Annotated in this window: 20 protein-coding genes; 8 read left to right on the top strand and 12 right to left on the bottom strand. The window is 61.2% G+C overall.

Annotated features, from left to right (window positions below):
- Positions 1 to 3: 3 nt before the first annotated feature.
- Together CJU94_RS33330 and CJU94_RS33325 are read right to left on the bottom strand one after the other, a co-directional pair.
- Positions 4 to 474, bottom strand: coding sequence for a DUF2271 domain-containing protein (locus tag CJU94_RS33330; protein ID WP_095422951.1), 471 nt, complete (start codon positions 472 to 474; stop codon positions 4 to 6).
- 108 nt (positions 475 to 582) lie between these two features.
- Positions 583 to 1,050, bottom strand: a complete 468-nt coding sequence (locus CJU94_RS33325) for a PepSY domain-containing protein (RefSeq protein WP_095422950.1) — start codon at positions 1,048 to 1,050, stop codon at positions 583 to 585.
- Positions 1,051 to 1,192: 142 nt separating this feature from the next.
- On the opposite strand from CJU94_RS33325, the gene CJU94_RS33320 reads away from it, so the two are divergent.
- Positions 1,193 to 1,852: a response regulator transcription factor gene (locus tag CJU94_RS33320; RefSeq protein WP_095422949.1), complete on the top strand. Its 660-nt coding sequence runs from the start codon at positions 1,193 to 1,195 to the stop codon at positions 1,850 to 1,852.
- 2 nt (positions 1,853 to 1,854) lie between these two features.
- Positions 1,855 to 3,216 carry an ATP-binding protein gene (locus tag CJU94_RS33315; RefSeq protein WP_095422948.1) on the top strand — a complete coding sequence of 454 codons (1,362 nt, stop codon included), beginning with the start codon at positions 1,855 to 1,857 and terminating at the stop codon, positions 3,214 to 3,216.
- Positions 3,217 to 3,348: 132 nt separating this feature from the next.
- Here the strand turns inward: CJU94_RS33315 and CJU94_RS33310 are convergent, their stop codons facing one another.
- Positions 3,349 to 3,681: a hypothetical protein gene (locus CJU94_RS33310; RefSeq protein WP_091808781.1), complete on the bottom strand. Its 333-nt coding sequence runs from the start codon at positions 3,679 to 3,681 to the stop codon at positions 3,349 to 3,351.
- A 348-nt stretch (positions 3,682 to 4,029) separates the two neighbouring features.
- Between CJU94_RS33310 and CJU94_RS33305 the strand changes: the two genes are divergently transcribed.
- Positions 4,030 to 4,524 (top strand): universal stress protein, encoded by a 495-nt coding sequence (locus CJU94_RS33305; protein ID WP_095423388.1) that lies wholly within the window; start codon positions 4,030 to 4,032, stop codon positions 4,522 to 4,524.
- A gap of 174 nt (positions 4,525 to 4,698) precedes the next feature.
- On the opposite strand, the gene CJU94_RS33300 is transcribed toward CJU94_RS33305, so the two are convergent.
- The 8 genes from CJU94_RS33300 to CJU94_RS33265 all read right to left on the bottom strand — a co-directional run bounded on the left by CJU94_RS33300 (position 4,699) and on the right by CJU94_RS33265 (position 13,267).
- Positions 4,699 to 5,136, bottom strand: coding sequence for a hypothetical protein (locus CJU94_RS33300; protein WP_095422947.1), 438 nt, complete (start codon positions 5,134 to 5,136; stop codon positions 4,699 to 4,701).
- A 114-nt stretch (positions 5,137 to 5,250) separates the two neighbouring features.
- Positions 5,251 to 5,778, bottom strand: coding sequence for an NADH-quinone oxidoreductase subunit B family protein (locus tag CJU94_RS33295; RefSeq protein ID WP_095422946.1), 528 nt, complete (start codon positions 5,776 to 5,778; stop codon positions 5,251 to 5,253).
- Positions 5,778 to 7,340, bottom strand: a complete 1,563-nt coding sequence (locus tag CJU94_RS33290) for a hydrogenase large subunit (protein WP_095422945.1) — start codon at positions 7,338 to 7,340, stop codon at positions 5,778 to 5,780. The genes CJU94_RS33295 and CJU94_RS33290 overlap by 1 nt, the downstream gene beginning before the upstream one ends.
- A 3-nt stretch (positions 7,341 to 7,343) precedes the next feature.
- Positions 7,344 to 8,804 carry a hydrogenase 4 subunit F gene (locus tag CJU94_RS33285; RefSeq protein ID WP_095422944.1) on the bottom strand — a complete coding sequence of 487 codons (1,461 nt, stop codon included), beginning with the start codon at positions 8,802 to 8,804 and terminating at the stop codon, positions 7,344 to 7,346.
- Positions 8,797 to 9,456 carry a formate hydrogenlyase gene (locus CJU94_RS33280; protein WP_091802611.1) on the bottom strand — a complete coding sequence of 220 codons (660 nt, stop codon included), beginning with the start codon at positions 9,454 to 9,456 and terminating at the stop codon, positions 8,797 to 8,799. The genes CJU94_RS33285 and CJU94_RS33280 overlap by 8 nt, the downstream gene beginning before the upstream one ends.
- Complete coding sequence (locus CJU94_RS33275) at positions 9,457 to 10,407, bottom strand: respiratory chain complex I subunit 1 family protein (protein WP_095422943.1); 951 nt, start codon at positions 10,405 to 10,407, stop codon at positions 9,457 to 9,459.
- Positions 10,404 to 12,413, bottom strand: coding sequence for a hydrogenase 4 subunit B (gene hyfB, locus CJU94_RS33270; protein ID WP_095422942.1), 2,010 nt, complete (start codon positions 12,411 to 12,413; stop codon positions 10,404 to 10,406). The genes CJU94_RS33275 and hyfB overlap by 4 nt, the downstream gene beginning before the upstream one ends.
- 20 nt (positions 12,414 to 12,433) lie before the next feature.
- Entirely contained in the window at positions 12,434 to 13,267 is an 834-nt protein-coding gene (locus CJU94_RS33265) for a fused MFS/spermidine synthase (protein ID WP_095422941.1), read from the bottom strand.
- A gap of 293 nt (positions 13,268 to 13,560) precedes the next feature.
- On the opposite strand from CJU94_RS33265, the gene CJU94_RS33260 reads away from it, so the two are divergent.
- The 5 genes from CJU94_RS33260 to CJU94_RS33240 all read left to right on the top strand — a co-directional run bounded on the left by CJU94_RS33260 (position 13,561) and on the right by CJU94_RS33240 (position 16,542).
- Complete coding sequence (locus CJU94_RS33260) at positions 13,561 to 14,322, top strand: YoaK family protein (RefSeq protein ID WP_095422940.1); 762 nt, start codon at positions 13,561 to 13,563, stop codon at positions 14,320 to 14,322.
- Between the two features lie 227 nt (positions 14,323 to 14,549).
- Positions 14,550 to 14,996 (top strand): hypothetical protein, encoded by a 447-nt coding sequence (locus CJU94_RS33255; protein WP_095422939.1) that lies wholly within the window; start codon positions 14,550 to 14,552, stop codon positions 14,994 to 14,996.
- 66 nt (positions 14,997 to 15,062) lie between these two features.
- Positions 15,063 to 15,326, top strand: coding sequence for an HPr family phosphocarrier protein (locus tag CJU94_RS33250; protein ID WP_095422938.1), 264 nt, complete (start codon positions 15,063 to 15,065; stop codon positions 15,324 to 15,326).
- Positions 15,327 to 15,396: 70 nt separating this feature from the next.
- Positions 15,397 to 16,170, top strand: a complete 774-nt coding sequence (locus CJU94_RS33245) for a spermine/spermidine synthase domain-containing protein (protein ID WP_091802597.1) — start codon at positions 15,397 to 15,399, stop codon at positions 16,168 to 16,170.
- Positions 16,171 to 16,344: 174 nt separating this feature from the next.
- Positions 16,345 to 16,542: a ribbon-helix-helix protein, CopG family gene (locus CJU94_RS33240; protein WP_007178408.1), complete on the top strand. Its 198-nt coding sequence runs from the start codon at positions 16,345 to 16,347 to the stop codon at positions 16,540 to 16,542.
- Between the two features lie 85 nt (positions 16,543 to 16,627).
- Here the strand turns inward: CJU94_RS33240 and CJU94_RS33235 are convergent, their stop codons facing one another.
- A complete protein-coding gene (locus CJU94_RS33235) occupies positions 16,628 to 17,452 on the bottom strand; it encodes a spermine/spermidine synthase domain-containing protein (protein WP_095422937.1) in 825 nt (274 codons plus the stop codon).
- Positions 17,453 to 17,523: the final 71 nt, after the last annotated feature.

Below are 17,523 nucleotides of genomic sequence, written 5' to 3'. Positions count from 1 at the left end.
TCCTCACAACGTATAGCGAAACGCTTTCACATAGCCGCGCCCTTTGACAGACTTTCCGGTTCCCGATGTCGTCAATGGAACGACCACCTCGGACGGGTTCTCGTTCATGTTCTCCACTGCGGTATCCACGTGAATTTCATAGCCGGCGTCGATTAGCGTATCGGCAAGATCGAGCGTCGCCTTCAGCGTCCTGCCGGCACCAACGCTCGCACCCGTAATGCCGTCGATCCTTGCCGCGCCATTTCCCGTCATCCGGTACCAGGCGCTCAGGTGCCTGTAATACTTCGCCTTCTCGCCTGCCATCCACAGCGTGCCCTGATAGCGGCCAGCCCGGTCGGTGACGTACATCACCACGTACGCACCGTCACCGCCGTAATTGGTCAATTGCGCTTCAATCGTGACGGGGCGAGCGAACGCCAGCGAGGGAATCGCGAGTGCACCGGCAAGCGCTGCAATAGGGAATGTGTATTTCATGACCTGTCCTCTTCAATAGTGGCTACGCCGGGCGAGACAGCACACTTACCCTGCGTCAGCGTTGATTTGCGTATGACGAAAGCGTGTTGCGACGACGGTTCTCGCAGGTCAGCGGATCTGAACCTGCGGCCGGCTCCCCGGGGTCAATAGCCCATTGGATGGCTGCGCGCCGCTTGCCGCGTTACCCGGTTTGTCGTTGGGCGTGCGCGGTCCTGCCGCACCCGGTCGCGGGCCGCTCTGCTCCTCGCGCTCACCGCCGTCTTCACCGTGGCGCTCGTCCCGGGCGTCGCCATCGGTCTTCAGCCGGATGATCGCGAGCGTGGCCGGATCGACTTTGGCTTTGAAGTGCCGCCCCTGCGCGTCGAGTCCACGGATCTCGTAGCAACCGTCATCCGTCCTGACCCGACTCACGTTCCAGCCTTGTTTTCTGGCTAGCGCATCGATCTCGCTGACCGGTTTCCAGTTCGTGAGCGGTGCGGTGCAGTCCTCGTCTGCCTGCGCCAGCTGAACAACGCCGGCGCATAGCGCTACAAAGGACGCGATGGCAATAATTCTTCCGAGCGGCGGTCGTTTCATGACGGGGCGTGTGGTTTTGTCCTGACAGGCTCTACAATGCGACCCATACCTGAAGCCAGCCTTGCGAACGAAAAGATTTTTCTTCAGCCTGGCGTAAGCTTGGCGTAGCACAGTTTGCGATAACAACCGCCGGGACTATCGCATGAGAGTACTGCTTGTCGAGGACGATCCGCTGCTCGGCCAAGCCGTCCGGGACCAGATCACGCGGGACGGACATTCCACCGACTACGTCACGACCCTGGGCGACGCCCGGCGCTACGTGCAAGCCGCGAACTACGATCTCATCCTGCTGGACCTGCTGCTGCCGGACGGCAAGGGAATCGATTTTCTGCGTGAATTGCGTGTATCCGGCTCGTCGGTACCCGTGGTGATCCTGACGGCGCTCGACCAGGTCGCCAACCGCATCGCCGGATTAAACGCTGGCGCCGACGACTATCTTGTCAAGCCATTCGATCTATCCGAGCTCACCGCGCGCGTCAACGCCGTTGCTCGCCGGTATTCAGGCAATCCCAACCCATTTGTCACACTGGGCGATTTGCAGATCGATCTGGCTGCCCACAGCATCCGTCGAGAGGGCCGGTCCATTTCCCTTACCGCCAGCGAATGGGCATTGCTCGAGGCGTTCATTCAGCGACAGGGCATGATTCTTTCAAAGGCGCAGCTGGAAGAGCGCCTTTACTCGTTTAACGCCGAAATCGGCAGCAACACTATCGAGGTGCACATGAGCCGGCTGCGCAAGAAGCTGGGGGGCGACCTGATCGAGACGGCGCGTGGCCTCGGCTACAAACTCAGGCAGTGCTAGCGATGCTGCACAGCCTCCAGGCGCGCCTCGCAGTAGCGCTTGCCGTTGGCCTGGCCGCACTGTCGCTCCTTGTAGGAGCAGCGGCGTTTCATGTCCTGCAAGACGAAATCGACCGGATCTCGGACAGCGCCTTGCAGGAGACGGCGCAGCGGCTCGTGCCGCTGGCCGTCACGGATATCCTTGATCTAAATACGCAAGGCAGCACCGGACAGCGCGTAGCGGCCGTACGCGCGCACGACGAGCTGCTCACCTATATCGTGCGCGACCAAACCGGCAAGACCGTCCTGCAGTCTCATGACGCGGACCCTGGGGTCTTCCCGGCTGATCTGAAGGCAGGCTTCACGTCGACGGCCAGCCACCGGATTTATACGGAAACGGTCCTGCAAGGAACGGTACTGCTCGCGGTTGCGGAACCCCTGGTTGAGCGCCGTCACGTCAGCACCCGGGCCGCACTTGCGGTGATCGAGCCGCTCCTTGTTCTCATCTTGTTTGGTCTCGTCGGCACGTGGCTGATCGTGAAGACAGGATTGCGTCCGATCAGCCTGTTTTGCGAGGGTGTTGCCTCTAGAGGCCGCGACGATCTCACTCCGCTCGCCAAGGCTGGCATGCCTACGGAAATCGAGCCCATAGCTGACGCGGTCAACGACCTGATGCAGCGGCTTGACCGGGCACTGAGCGCCGAGCGCAGCTTCACGGCCAACAGTGCGCACGAGCTTCGCACGCCGATTGCGGCAGCACTTGCGCAAACGCAACGCCTGGTAGCCGAGGCACAAGGCACGCCAATCGAGCAACGTGCGCGAAACGTCGAGATCACTTTGCAGACGCTCGTGCGACTCAGCGAAAAGCTCATGCAATTAGCTCGGGCGGAAGGCGCCCACGTCCTCTCTGATATCGTGCAAGACTTGCGGCCTGTCCTTCAACTCGTGGTCGACGATGTCCGGCGCATTGCACGATCTAATCAGCTCGCACTGACCCAGCCCGATGAACCCGTATTGTCGCGCATCGACCAGGACGCCTTCGCCATTCTCGCGCGCAACCTTATTGAAAACGCCGTCAAGCACGGTACGGACGCAACCGCCGTTCGTATCACGCTCACGAGCGGCGGCACCTTGAGCGTCCGGAACCGAGGGCCTATCGTACCCTCTGAGACGCTCGCGCGTCTGAGCCAGCCGTTCGAACGCGGGACCACCACAGCGAAAGGAAGCGGCCTCGGGCTGGCGATCGTAAATGCGATCGCCCAGGCGGCGGGCGCACGACTCACGCTAGGTTCGCCAGCCGCCGGCATGCCGGACGGCTTTGAAGCCGCCGTGGAGGGACTGGCAATACCTGATTCGCCACCAGTCTTTCGCGAGAGAGTCCGCTAGCCAGGGAGGAAATCAAGGCCGGTCTGGCCAGGCCACTTTCTATAAATATGGATGCCTTATCAACAGAACGGGGTGGAATCCCAGACAACGAGCGTGGTGTATCTATACCGATAACTCAGTGAGTGGCGCGGCTCAGGGTCGGTCCGCCTTGACGAGCGCAGCCAGCTTTTCCCGCTCGGTAGCGACGTCCTCCTTATCGTCGGACGGCCAGTCGAGAACAACTCCATCGTTGAGGGATTCCCGTACCAGCGACGAATAATCCCACTTGCTCAGCTTCCCCGATTGCAGAGCCTGTCTGATATCTCGTCGAAGATCCACCGGGAAGCTTGCATAGGCGCCCGATAATGCCGCGTACTGTCGGGCATCGATTTCGGCAGACGAATGAAGTGAGGCCCAAGATACGACGGCGACGATTGCCATGAACGGCACAGCCGTGTAGCGGAGTATGAACTTGATGGGCGTCATTGCAGATTTTCGGGAAGATGCTTGAGTCACGATCGGGCTGACCCAACGTTTGATCTGGTGCATCGCATCGGCAGGAAGCAGCCGAGTGGCGGGACGGCCTGCGACAAGCCGCAGGCCGAGCGTCTGGTGCGCTCTGAGCGAACCCGGAACGACGCCGGATGCCTGTCGAATGTATCTGACTTCGGTGAGGTTGACGCGCGGCACTTTGCCACAGAAGCAGTCGACCTGGCAGGCTTCATCAAGCTGACTATACTGAAAGAAGTCGCCTTGTTTCAGGTGTGCCTGGCTCGAGCGGCGGGCTCTGGGCAGGACTTCAGGACGAGCAGACCTGGCCGCTGGGAGAAACGTATGTTCAAGCATGTGCTGGTGCCGACCGATGGTTCCACACTTTCCGACGCCGCTATCCAGATGGCGGTGACGCTTGCCACGGAAAGCGGCGCAAAGGTCACTGGGCTCCATGTCATTCCGGAATTCCATGTCCTTGCGTATGGCACTGAAATGATCGCGGACACCGAGGACCAGTTCATTCAGGTTACCCGGCAGCATGCGGATAACTATCTGCAGGCCGTCACAAAAGCGGCTACCCAGGCCGGTGTCGAGTGCGATACGGTTACCAAAAACCACGCTCACCCGTATGAGGCGATTATCAGCGTGGCAGCGCAACGAAGCTGTGATCTCATTGTCATGGCATCCCACGGCCGAGGCGGCATGCGTGCCTTGTTGCTCGGCAGTGAGACCCTGAAGGTGCTTACGCACTGTCGGATCCCGGTTCTCGTCGTCCGGGAGCAGGCGCAGACCGGTGCGGGCCGTGTTGAGGAATCCAGCAGGCAGCCGTCTGAATAGATGCCTTCTCCGCTCCGCACGTACATCGTAGCCCGCGCCTTGGTCGCAGCCTTCCCGGTGCTTGTTTTCCCCCATCGCCTGGACCGCTGCGACGGCTGGTAACGGTGACTGTGGATTTCAGGTTTTCACCCATGCGCGGGAAACGTCGACTGACGCGCTGGGCGGGTTCGGGATTCAGTCGGCACGTGCGCTACCCAGCCCCCACACCGCTACAATTACCAGAAAGATCGCGCAGGAGCCCCACTGGGTCACGACGCTTGACCATGCCAACGCTGGATCTGAAGTGACTTCGGTATGGCCGGCCCTACGCAAGAGCGCACCGGGTGCGAGCTTCGACTGCTGTTCCACGCCCCACCACTTCAAAGTCAGGGCGATAGACGCCAGTCCGCTGCCGATCACGATAGCGCCGAGGAACGGGTCACCGCCCCTGCGCGACGGCGAGGACGCGTAGGATCGCGTGAGGTATGTCACGGCGGTGCCGTTGATGACTGCTGAGAGCATCACAAACCACAACGGAAAGCGTAAGCTGATCGCCACCATGAAGGCGATCATCGTCAGCACCTGTGGCCATACCCTACCAATTGCTTTCAGCCTGCTCAATTGCTCACTCATCGCGCGTCGTCCTTATAAACATCAGTGTGGCGTATTGGAGTAGCCATCACACATGGATCCCGCACGGAACCCTCAACCAGGAACACTGTCAGCGGCATTTGTCACGGCTGGTGATCATGGCTTGAGCGTCGTGCGTTTCACACGAAGCGCGGCGAGAATGCCTCTCAGGATATCGATGGGGGGCGGCGGACAACCGGGTACCGTGACGTCGACAGGGAGAAGTTTCGAGAGCGGCCCACACACGGCGTAGCTTTCCTTGAACATGCCGCCTGTGCAGGCGCACTCGCCGGCCGCGACGACGAGCTTCGGATGCGGCGCTGCCTCGTAGGCCCGCAGCACTGCTTCCTTCATGTTCAGTGTCAGCGGGCCAGTGACGAGCAGCATGTCGGCGTGACGGGGACTCGCGACGAACTTGATACCCAGACCTTCGATGTTGTAGTACGGGTTGTTGAGCGCATGGATTTCCAGTTCGCAGCCGTTGCAGGAGCCCGCATCGATCTCGCGAATGCACAGCGCCCGACCCAGCACGTCGAGTATTTCCTGCTGGATACTGTGGCCTTCGGAGCGCCATGCGTCATCGCCCTCGGGCAGGCGTTGAGTCGGTGTGCCGGTTGTCGCGATCTGTTTGAGAAGTTGCCACATTACAGGTCGTGTCCCGCGTAGTTCAGATTGAACGACTTGTTGATCAGCGGGAAATCCGGAACGATATTGCCGATGATCGCGTGCTCCAGGGCCGGCCAGTTCTGCCACGACGGGTCATGGCAGTGACAGCGCAAAATGGTTCCGTCAGCCCCGGTCTCGAGTGCGATGAATACATCGCCCCGCCAGCCTTCGATCCAACCGACCCCGCAGGATGGCGAGCCACTGTATTCGATCCGGGAGACGATGGCACCACCAGGCAGATCGGCCAGGAGGGTGCGGATCAACCGGGTGGACTCGTAGATTTCGCTGAACCTGACCGCGACCCGGGCTGCCACATCGCCCCGGTCATCGCTGACCATCTGCACCTGAACCTCGTGGTAGGGCGCGTAAGGGTGATCGATGCGCATGTCGATTTTCCGGCCGCTCGCACGTCCGACCGGCCCGCACACACCGAAGTGCTCCGCCAATTTTGCGGAAAGTATGCCCGTACCTGCAAAGCGATCCTGCAGTCCCGATTGATCCTCGTAGATGCGCTGCATGACGCGGACTTGCGTGTCGATCTGATCGCACTGCGTCAGCATCGAGGTGACGAAGCGCGCATCGAGGTCCGTTGCTAGGCCCCCGGGAACGATCCGGTCCGTCAGGTAGCGATGCCCGAAAGCCAGATTGTTCAGGCGTAACCAGTCTTCCTTCAGACGGGAGAACTGCGAGAGACCATACGCGAACCCCGCGTCGTTGCCGAGCGCGCCAAGATCGCCTAGGTGATTGGCAATGCGCTCGCGCTCGAGCAATAGCGCACGCAGCCACTGCGCGCGTGGCGGAATCCGTCCATTCAACGCGCGCTCGACCGCCATACAATAGGCCCACGTAAAGGCGACCGTGGTGTCTCCGGCGATGCGTCCTGCGAGACGGTGTCCGTCGAGCGCGGGCATGTGTTCGAATAGCCGCTCGATTCCCCGGTGCGCATAGCCCAGCCGTTCCTCGAGGCGCAACACCTTTTCGCCGACGACCGAGAAGCGGAAGTGTCCGGGCTCGATGATGCCTGCGTGGATCGGACCGACGGCAATCTCGTGGACACCGTCACCATCGACGTGGACGAACGGATAGTCCGCTTCCTGGATCTGAAACTGCTCGGTCCCGGAAGACAATTTCTGCAACGGGAAGTAATCGGCAGGCCAGTTGCCGTGATTCAGCCACGGCCGCGTATCGTCGGCGCCGATCGCGCGCAGCCCGACCAGATCGTAGACGGCCCGTTGCATGCGTGTCGCGCACGGAAAGAGCGCCGATATATCCGGGTATCCGTCGCTGCCCCCATGCCCGTCGCCTACCGGCAACTTAAGCCACAAGATGCCGTCTTCCAGCGCGTAAGCGACGGAGATAGTGAATGTGCCCGGAGTCTCTTCTGCACCCCACAGGGAGATCAGACGGCCACCCGTCTCGCGCACGGTGCCGGCGGTGCGGGTCCACGTGTCAAAATCGACATGTGCGAGAAAAGCCGAGGACCTGCCCGCAAACACGGACAGGCGAACCAGGTCGGAAAACCCGAATGCCTCAATGCGCATGTCTCACCCCACGATCATGGCCGCCGCCTGCCGATACCACGTTGCAAGATAGGGCGGAATGTAGACTCCCAGCATCAACCCGACGCCGAGATGGACGAACACGGGCAGCAACGCCGGTGGGTGTTCAAGAACTTTGGCCGTCGAGTCGCCGAACACCATGCCTTGCACGCGCACGAAGATAGCCGCAAAGGCTACAGCAAGCGCGAGCAACAGGAAGGGCGTGGCCCACGGCAGCTTGCTCATCGCGGTGGTCAGGATCAGGAACTCACTCGCGAAGACGCCGAATGGCGGCATGCCGAGGATCGCGAGCGCGCCGAGCATCATGCCCCAGCCGACGGTTGGGCTCACACGCAACAAACCTCGGATGTCGTCGATCGCCTGGGTGCCAGCCTTCTGGGCCGCATGCCCCACGGTAAAGAAAATGGCCGACTTCACCAACGAATGCACCGTCATGTGGAGCAGACCCGCAAAGGTCGCAACGGGGCCGCCGAGTCCGAAGGCGAACGTCATCAGACCCATGTGCTCGATCGACGAATACGAAAAAAGCCGCTTGACGTCCTTTTGCCGGAACAGCGAAAAGGTGGCGACCAGCACCGAGACCAATCCGAAGCCAACCAGCAGGTTTCCCGGCAGGCCATTGTGGAGTGCGCCATCGGCCAGCACCTTGCAGCGCAGCACGGCATAGAGTGCAACATTGAGCAGCAGGCCGGACAGCACGGCGGAAATCGGCGTGGGGCCTTCGGCATGCGCGTCGGGCAGCCAGTTGTGCATCGGCACGAGGCCGACCTTGGTGCCGTAGCCGATCAGCAGGAACACGAACGCGAGCGAAATGATGGTCGGGTCGAGACTGCCCTTGACCGCATTCAGACTGGTCCAGAGCAGTGCCTCGTCGCCGCCGAGTTGCCGGCTCGCGGCAAGATAGAGCAGGATCGTGCCGAACAGCGCCTGTGCGATGCCGACACCGCACAGGATGAAGTACTTCCACGCGGCTTCGAGGCTGGCCGCGGTGCGATATACGCTGACCAGCAGCACGGTCGCGAGCGTGGCGGCTTCCATGGCGACCCACAGAATGCCCATGTTGTTGGTGAGCAGCGCGAGCAGCATCGCAAAGATGAACAGCTGGTACATGCTGTGGTAGAGGCGCATGCGAGGGCCGGTCATCTTGCCCCGGTCCCGCTCGATGCGCATGTACGGCCTCGAAAAGATCGAAGTGGTCCAGCCGACAAAAGCCGTCAGGGCGACGAGGAACACATTGAGCGGATCGACGAAGAACAGTTTGCCCAGCGCGAACGCAGGCCCGTGTGCCACGGTTTGCACGGCAAGCAGCGCGGCGGCCGCGAATGTGAGGAAACTGAACCCGACGTTGAGTTCCGCCGCGACACGGTGTTGTCCCACGAGCGCCAGACATGCGCCCGCGAAAAGCGGGATCCCGAAAACCAGCAGCAGTACCCAGGCTTCAGTCATCCTTGAGTTTTTCCAGGTGATGAATGTCCAGACTGTCGAACTGCTCCCGGATCTGGAACATGAACACGCCGAGGATCAGGCTGCCCACCAGCACATCGAGTCCAATGCCGAGTTCGACGATCATCGGCATACCGTTAGTGGCTGCGGCCGCGGCGAAAAACAGGCCGTTTTCCATCGACAGGAAGCCGATCACCTGAGGGATCGCTTTCGCACGCGTGATCATCATCATGAACGACAGCAGCACGCAGGCGAGCGCAATGCCGAGCGTGCCGCGCGCGACCGACGAGGCGAGCTGGCTGATCGGCGAGGCGACATTGAACGCGATGATCACGAGCACGATGCCCACCAGTAGTGTGGCGGGAATATTGAGGAGCGGTTCGACATCCGTCCTGACATTGAGCCGCTGCACGAGCTTGTAGAGAATCCAGGGGATCAGGCCGACCTTGAGCACGAGGGTCAGCATCGCGGAAATGTAGAGGTGCGAGTCGGCGGTCACGTATCCGAGCACCAGGTTGGCGGATACGAGCGTCAGGCCCTGCAGCGTGTAGAGGTGGATGAGTGACAGGATCCGGCGCTGGCTCAACATCGCAAACGACAATAGCAGCAGGATGGCGGCCAGAAAGTTGATGATCTGCGTGGCGAATCCGTGCATTCATGCCCCCAGCAGAAAATGAACGAGCATCCCGATGACGGCCAGCAGGAAGGCCGTGGCGAGAAACTCAGGGACGCGGAAAATGCGCATCTTCGCGTTGCTCGTCTCGACTATCGCGAGCACCGCGCCGCCCGCCAGAAGCTTGACGAAGAGCGCGGGGATGGCGAACAGCAGCGCAGTCGGATTGCCGGCTTCGGCAATGCCCCACGGAATGAACAGGGCAACGCCGATGCAGGAGTACGCGAACAGCTTGAGACTCGCGGCCCATTCCATCAGAGCGAGATGCCGGCCCGAATATTCGAGGATCAACGCCTCGTGGATCATCGTGAGTTCGAGATGGGTAGTCGGGTTATCGACAGGCAGACGCGCGTTCTCGGCGAGCGACACCATCGTGAACGCGATGCCCGCGAAAGCAAGGCTCGGATAGATTGCCAGTTCGCGGTGACTGAGCGTGGCGACGATGCTGGTCAGCAAGGTGGACTGCGTGATGAGCGATGCCGAGAACAGGACCATCAGCAAGGCGGGCTCGGCGAGGAAACCCACCAGCATTTCGCGGCGCGCGCCGAGCGTGCCGAACGCGGTGCCGATATCCATAGCGGCCAGCGAAAGCGTCACACGGGCCAGCGCGAAGAGGCCGACCAGCGCGATTGCGTCCGCGGCAGGCGAGAGCGGCAGGTCGGTCGAGAGCGTCGGCACGATCGCGCAGGCGAGGGTCATGCACGCCCAGACAACATAAGGCGCACCACGGAATATCGGGCTTGCATGGCTAGCGACCACTGACTCCTTGTTGAACAGCTTGTGAAGCATCCGGTAAGGCTGCCAGATGCTCGGCGCGCGGCGGTTTTGTAAGCGGGCGCGGCACATGTTGACCCAGCCCGTGAGCAGCGGAGCGGCCGCGAGTGCGAGCAGAATTTCGAGCCCCTGCGAGATCAGTCCGGAGAGCGTGATCATCGTCTCACCAGCATCAGCAGCACGATCAGCACAATGAAGCTATGCATCAGATACATGGCAATGCGGCCGGTCTGAAGGCGTCCGGCCAATGCCGCGATGCGCATGATCAGCCGTTCCAGTGGCGCATAGATCAGGGTCCACGCGCGATCGGTCACGGTGACGCTGTACTCCGGGTGTTGGTCGAACGGCGAAGGAAGCCGGCGCTCGATCTTGAATAGCGGCGCGAAAATTTCGCGGATGGGTTGCCCGAACCCTTCTGCGGTGTCCTGCATGCGCGCGGTCACGAAGGGATAGCCGCAGGCCCACGGCGCCGCGCGCCTCAGGCGCCCGTGGTAGAGACGGCGGACCAGTAACCAGGCGAGCGCGCAGCACGCGCAGAAGAACAGCAGAAAAACAGCCGGCATATAGCTGGCCCGGTCTACGCTGGTGGGCGCGAGCAGCAGCCAGCCATTGCGCGCGACGGCCTCGCCGATGCCGGTTCCCACCAGCGTCCGGGTGACGCGGTCCAGCACGGCCACGAACTGCACCGGCAGCAGCCCGAGCAATACGCATATCGCCGCCAGCCAGACGAAGCCGATGCGCTCCCAACGGCTCGCGTCGCGCGCTTGCGCCAGCTTCGTCTCTCTCGGTTGACCCAGAAAGACGATGCCGAAGAACTTCACCATGGTGTAGCCCGCCAGCGCGGCCACCAGCGCGATCAGCGCCGCGACCAGCGGCACCACCATATTCAGGAACGGGTTCGGCAAGCCCGGCGTGAACAGAAAGCTCTGCAGCAACAGCCATTCGGAGACGAACCCGCTCAACGGCGGCAGTCCGGCGCTCGCAAATGCGCCCACGAGCGCCGCCCATGCGGTCCACGGCATCACGCGGATCAATCCGCCCAGACGGCCGAGATTGCGTTCGCCGGTGGCATGCAGCACGGAACCCGTGCCGAGAAACAGCAGGCTTTTGAACGTTGCGTGGCTTGCGATCTGGTAGAACAGCGCAGTCAACGAGAGCGCGGCGAGACTGTTCATGCCGTACGCGCGAAACAGGATCGCCAGTCCCATGCTGACGAACATCAGCCCGATGTTGTCGATCGACGAATACGCGAGCAGCCGTTTCATGTCCGTCTGGATCGCGCTGAACACGACGCCGAACAGGGCGGCGAAGAGTCCGAGCGCCAGCACGAAGACTCCCCACCACCACAACTGGACATGCAGCAAGTCGAACACCGTGCGCAGAATGCCGTACAGACCCGCCTTCAGGATAAAGCCGCTCATGAGGGCGGACACGGGTGACGGCGCAGCCGGATGGGCTTCGGGTAGCCAAACATGCAAGGGGAAGACACCCGCCTTTGCGCCGAAGCCGAATAGCGCCAGCAGGAATGCGGCGGAGGCCCAGAATACGTCGAGATGCTGTTCGCGCATGTTGGCAAACGTATAGTCGCCGGTATTGGCTTGCAGCAGGCCGAAACACAACAGGAGCGCCAGCGCGCCGACATGGGAGATCAGGAAGTAGAGGTAAGCGGCTCGACGGATCTCCGCGATGCGGTGATTGGTCATGACAAGAAAAACTGCCGACACGGTCATCGTTTCCCATGCGACCATGAAGCTGTACGCGTCGTCCGCGAGTAACAGCGTCGCCATGCTCGCGAGGCACACGTGATATTCGAAGCAGAGTAAGCCGGGCGGCGTGCCTTCACCCTTGCGGAAATAACCGGCGGAGAACGCGCTGACGCCCGTGCTTACCACGCCGAGCACAGCCAGGAAATACGCCGACAGTCCATCGAGCCGAAGATGAAAGGGGAGGTCGGGCAACCCGAGCGGCAGGATGATTTCCTGAGGACCGGCGAAAACGCCGGTCAGACCCAGCCCGAACAGAGCCAGGCCAAACACTGCGCCGACCGGAAACAGCCCGTGCGCGACCACCCGTGTCCGTCGCAGGCTGGCGAGTCCCAGAACGCTGACGATCAGCCAGCCCGCGACGACCAGCAGCACGTAGTGGATGACCAGCAAGTGTTCCATCGCCGTTGTCTCCGGGGCTGTCAGATGTCGTGTTCGACGGCAGGCTCGCCGGACGAAGGGTACCCCGAAACAGACTCCTCCCGGTGATGATGTTCCATTCGTTTGACGTGGCGACGCAGGTCGAGACCCAGCGATGTCGTCAAGGCCTTCGCGCGGGCATGGAGGTCGTCCCACCCCGGCACGGTTCTCCGCTTGAAGCCGACGGCAATAACGTTTGCCCCGCACTGCGCCGTGGTGCGGAGCAGGTTTGCGTCGCACGCCCGGCGCATGCGGGCGAGGTGCGTGGCGAGCCGGGCGTCATTGTTCAGCAGGTTTGACACGAGAACCCCTTTGTCGCGCAGCGCTGCACGGCAAGAATCGTAAAACGACTGGCTGGACAGGGCAGCGGGCAGACCCGTTGCGTCGAAGCCGTCGAGCAGGATCACGTCGGCGATGCCCGTCCTGTGTGAAAGATACGCGGCCGCGTCGGCATGCACGATGTGGAATCTTTCCGAATCGGGCGGGACGAAAAAAATTTCACGCAAGGCGATCACATTCGCGTCGATTTCGACCGTAGTGACCCGCGCCGATGGAAACTTCTGGAAGCAGTATTTCGACAACGATCCTCCGCCCAGCCCCACGATCAGGATGTCTCGTGGGGCGTGGTGGAAGAGCCCGAAGGTCATCATGGCCCGTGTGTACGGGAGGTCGAGTTCGAACGGGTCGCGCTTGCGCATCGAGCTTTGTATGCCCAATGGACCGAAGCGCAGCGACCGTTTGCGCAGCCCGTCGCTTACCACGGGCACGGGATTTCCGGGCGGGCCATTCAACAGTTCCGCCAGCGCCTGCCTGAAGTGATGGTGATTGGCCGACAAATCAATCGTCTCCGGGAACTGCCTGGGCCGGGTGCGTGCGTTGAATCTGCCAGGCCGGAAGGTGCATCGGGTTACCAGTTTATGATAATAGCATTATCATCGTAGCAGCTTTGTCGAGATGGTTCCACCGATGCCGCTCCGGCGACATCCGCGGAAAAACGGCGCCGCGTCCTTCCGGGGCGTTGACGGCGCGAGCCTCACATACCGCATGGAATTTCAGAAACAGCTTGCCGCACCGGCTCCTGCATGCGCCGGCGCGGCTCGGTGCATGCAAACACTGGAGTCGATACCTGATGCCAGCAGACTATTTCCGAACCCTCACGGGGAAGGACCGCACTGTGAGGGGCGACCGGCAGCTCGGTTTTTCGCTTGCGTTCGTGGCCGGCGCGACGAATGCCGGCGGTTTTCTCGCGGTGAAGCAATACACGTCGCATATGAGCGGCGTGGTATCCGCGATTGCAGACCAGGCTGCGCTGGGTGACTTTTCACTGGTCCTGGCAGGCGCCGGGTCGTTGATCTCGTTCCTGTTGGGTGCCGCCTGTTCGGCGGTGCTCGTCAACTGGGGCCGGCGCAGGCAGTTGAATAGCCAGTATGCTTTGCCGCTGCTGATCGAAGCCAGCCTGCTCCTGTGTTTCGGCCTGCTTGGCAGCCACCTCGCCTTGTGGGAAGCGCTGTTTGTGCCGGCAACGGTCGTACTCCTTTGCTTCATCATGGGTTTGCAAAACGCCATGATCACCAAGCTGTCCGGTGCGGAAATCCGTACCACCCACATGACGGGCATCGTGACCGATATCGGCATCGAGCTGGGCAAGCTCTTCTACTGGAATTCCTCGCGCGATGACATCGCCGCGCACGGCGTGCTGGCGAATCGTGCGAAGCTGAAAGTGCACGGAACCATGCTGGCCCTGTTCCTTGTTGGTGGACTCACCGGTGCGGTGGGCTTCCGTCATCTCGGGTACGCGGCGACGACTCCTCTCGCGGCACTGTTAATCGCGCTGGCGATCGTGCCGCTGATCGACGATCTGCGCGGACGGATCTACTGGCTCGACCGTTAGCGCAGTAGCTGGCTGCGGCTTCGTGACGCCCCCGCTCACCGCGCCCGAAGCCACCATCGGGATGGAAACGGTCTGCCTGATGTGGACGCACATATTATGATAATAAGATCATCATTAAAGTGCGCTACAATGATAATACTGGTTATTGACCGGCACGCCCTTTGTGTTTCCGAGCCTGAATGCGGCGAGCGTCCGAGACGGGGCGCTGCGTTTGAGGGGAGATTGACGTGATTGACACCAGTATTTCGCTTCTGTCCCATGACTACACGCACCGGTTCTTGCGAGACCTGATGGGCCGTCACGGACTGATTGTCATTGGTGTGGGCAGGGCGGGCGAGCGGGGATTCCAGATGCTGTACCGGTTCTCCGACATCTGCGACAGCCTGGAAGATTGCGGGATCAACGTCATCTTCGTCTATCAGAAGGAATCGGCCCGCCATGTCCACGACACAACCTCGCTTCTCGGGGCGCGATACCGGCAGCGGCCCTGTCTGTTTCTGGACGACGACGGGAAGTTCTTTCGTGTTCCATTGCGTCCAAAATCGCTTCGGGCGGTTCATCTGGATCGGGATTTGAAGCGACTCGGCACGGTCGACATTGCGGTGCGGGATGACGAATGGGACCGGCAATTACGGACTTTCCTTGCACAGAGGGCCGCAAGTTCCATGCATTGAGTGCTGTATAGCTATGTTCGGGCGTAGCGCGCCGGCTGTGACGATTTACGTGCAAAGGGGAGTCGGTTGGTCGAGGCATTGATTCAGATAAATGGCCGGTGGGGGCTGAACGGGCACGAATCGGCGAGGCTCGCGGTGAGTGCTGCCCGGTTTGGCAGCGATATCGTCTGCATGGCGAACGGCCGCTCCGTTAACGCCAAGGACGTCATGTCCGTCATGTCCCTTCGGGTGAGGCGAGGCACGCTCGTACGCATCCTGATTACGGGGCCCGACGAAAGCGCCGCGATGGATGCCCTGTCGGCGGTCCTGCATGCCCAGGTGTCTTCGTGACCCGCTTCAGGCAGGGCACGCCACTCGACACGCACTCGCCAACTGATCACGCCACGATTCGCACCCGATCATGCTCAAGACAGGAAAGAGAAACCCGAACAAGCCATTGGTGATTGAAAACGACCAGGTGGTGTCGTTGTACTTCGACGCGCGCGGCGTCCAGAGCACGATGTTGCGGCACGATCCCTATGCTCTCGCACTGGGTTATACGCGGACCATGATGGGCTTTCTGTTGTTCCGGCCGTCTCCATGCCGTATTTCAATGATCGGTCTGGGAGGCGGTTCACTGGCGAAATACTGCTACCGCCATTTGCCAGACACCGCCATCACCGCGATCGAAATCAATCCGGATGTCATCGCGCTGCGTGACCATTTTCACGTGCCGCGCGACGATGGGCGTTTCACAGTGGTCTGCGCAGATGGTGCGCAGTACGTCGCCGTGCCGGGTCACCGGCCCGACGTGCTGTTGGTCGATGGCTTCAATGCCGACGGCCTGCCGGCCAGGTTGGGCAGTAGCGCGTTCTACGAAGCCTGTCGCCGCAGACTGAGCGACGATGGCGTGCTGGTGGCCAATCTGGTGACGGACGAACCCGACTTCCACCGCTACCTCCGCGCGCTCTGGGAGGTGTTTGCCGGCGCGGTTGCTCTGGCGCCGTCTGAAGGTAGTGAGCACAACGTGACCGTTTTTGCGTGGAAAGGAGCGGGCGGACTTCCATCATTCACAGCAATGCTTGAGCGGGCGCGCGCGCTTCAGGCGCGGCACGCGGTCAATCTCCACGCCACGGCCACGCGCATTGAATACGGCAAAAAATTTAACTGGAGCCGATATGGACGGACGGCTTGAGTGAAGGGGTCGGCTATCTGCGGACGGTTTCATCTCTACGGACCGGACAGATCGAGCAAGTGTGCGCTCGCGGGAGGAAGGCGACGGCAGGACGCGGCAGCGAGGGCGGCGTCAAGATGACTCGGGAGCGGCCATGTATTATAATCAAATTAACATATCTGGACTCTGCCCGTCATGGAAACGAAAAGCGCTCGGCTCACGATTTTAATCGATCCTGTGAAGAAGGAAGCGTTCGAGAAACTGTGCGCAGCGCAGGACCTGACGCCCTCACAGGTGGTTCGGCAATTGATCCGCGATTACCTTGAGCAGCACGGCGTCAGCTACAAGACAAAGAGCGCTATTGGTGCGCGTCCGCGCCGCAAAACTGCCTGAAATCAAGGCGGTTTTCGAGTCCCCACCTCGATCCTTGAGCGTCGCTGCGCTTCGTTGCAAGCGCGTGGCGGCTGCACAATTTCTGTCAGTACTCGCCCAACTGCGGATTCTGTTCAGATCTCCAATGCATGGCGAGACTCGTGCCTTGCTTCAGTCGACGCGCGGTCGCGAGCAGGTTCAGCGGATGTATCGTTGCAAGGGTACGGGCACGTGCGAGTAGCGCATCCCGGGACGGAAGTTTCGACGCCCCCTTCCATGCAAACATCGTGTAGTTGCAACTGTCCTCTGCCATAAAAATGGAGAGCGAGTCACCAAACGCCGAGCGCGCCTCTTCCAGATAATAAGGAATGAGCGGATCGTCCTCGACGAAATTGGCGACGAGCACTCCATCGTCCGCAAGTCGCGCGTGGCACGCCGAGTAAAACGCCGCGTTACCCAACTGCGCGGGCATGCCGTGTGCCAGAAAGCCATCTACGAGAATCACCTCAGGGCGCGCGTCGCCGCCTTTGACGTATCCCGCCCCGTCCGCACAGATCACCTCGAATCGCTCGTCATCCGGCGGAATATGGAATGTGTCGCGCAGCGCGATCACTGCGGGGTCGATTTCGATGGCCACTATTCGTGTGTCCGGAAGGTGCCGGTAACAGAACTTGGCCAGCGACCCTCCGCCCAGCCCGATCATCGAGATTCTGCTGGGCGTGGGCTTCAGCAAAAGAAATCCCATCATTGTCCGGGTATAGCCGAGCACCAGCTTGTGCGGATCGCGCCGGGACATGAAGCTCTGCGTGGCCAGCAGGTCGAAGTGCAGCGACAGCGCATTGGCTGTTTCCAGTACAACGGGCATGCCGTCCGCGGGCGGCTCGGCAAGAAACTTCATATAGGCGTTGAAGGACGCGTGCGAATGATCCATGCAGTTGCCTGGGCAGCGTGTAAGTCTGGCTCTTCAGCCTCGTGATAACCCGGAGCGCCTTCGCTCCGCTT

It is taken from the genome of Paraburkholderia aromaticivorans, from assembly GCF_002278075.1.
In the GTDB taxonomy this organism is placed as follows: domain Bacteria; phylum Pseudomonadota; class Gammaproteobacteria; order Burkholderiales; family Burkholderiaceae; genus Paraburkholderia; species Paraburkholderia aromaticivorans.
Note: the sequence above shows the minus strand (reverse complement) of the source record. Positions and strands in the feature narration are given on the sequence as shown.